Raw genomic sequence first — 312 nt, 5'->3', positions numbered from 1 at the left:
GTCGAACGCCTTGGCGCCGGCCTGCAGCAGCGCCACACCACCGCCGGGCACGATGCCCTCCTCCACAGCGGCCTTGGCGTTGCGCACCGCGTCCTCGATCCGGTGCTTGCGCTCCTTCAGCTCCACCTCGGTCGCCGCACCGGCCTTGATCACCGCCACGCCACCGGCCAGCTTGGCCAGCCGCTCCTGCAGCTTCTCCCGGTCGTAGTCAGAGTCGGTGTTCTCGATCTCGGTGCGGATCTGGTTGACCCGACCGGCGATCTCGGCGGCGTCACCGGCCCCGTCCACGATCGTGGTCTCGTCCTTGGTGAC

The 312-nt window shown here is 69.6% G+C and carries 1 pseudogene; it reads right to left on the bottom strand.

The annotated features are described in order from the left end of the window. Positions 1-312 (bottom strand): annotated as a pseudogene (locus tag EIO00_RS24015) (TCP-1/cpn60 chaperonin family protein); the annotation flags it as partial.

Source organism: Thermomonospora catenispora (assembly GCF_006363815.1).
GTDB lineage: Bacteria > Actinomycetota > Actinomycetes > Streptosporangiales > Streptosporangiaceae > Thermomonospora > Thermomonospora catenispora.
Note: the sequence above shows the minus strand (reverse complement) of the source record. Positions and strands in the feature narration are given on the sequence as shown.